The organism is Micromonospora sp. DT227 (assembly GCF_049841835.1).
Classification (GTDB): domain Bacteria; phylum Actinomycetota; class Actinomycetes; order Mycobacteriales; family Micromonosporaceae; genus Micromonospora.
Window position 1 is genome coordinate 1 of record NZ_JBNCLA010000066.1, and the last position, 354, is coordinate 354.

Below are 354 nucleotides of genomic sequence, written 5' to 3' on the forward strand. Positions count from 1 at the left end.
CCGTCAACAGCTACCGGCACCACCCGCGCACCATGCCCCACCAGAACCTGCTCAACCAACCCGACCCACTCACTGTCATCAGCCGCCAGATCCGCGCCATACACCAGAAGCCACACACCATCCAGCATCGCCTCAGGACCACCGGTCAACGGCTCCCACACGACCCGGTACCGCCACGCGTCAATCAACCGCCGGCCCTCACGAGCCCGCCGCCACTCCGCCAACGCCGGCAGAACCCCCGCCACACCCTCCTCATCCACCCGCAAGACATCAGCCAAAGCCGCAACATCACCCCGCTGCACCACCTGCCAAAACTCCGCATCAAACCCACCATCCACACCCCCCACCGACACA

At 65.5% G+C, this 354-nt stretch carries 1 protein-coding gene; it reads right to left on the reverse strand.

Features of this window, described 5'->3' with window-relative positions; translation table 11 throughout:
• A partial coding sequence (locus ACLQ2W_RS33915) for a hypothetical protein (protein WP_425791984.1) occupies nucleotides 1-354 on the reverse strand: 354 nt, incomplete at both ends.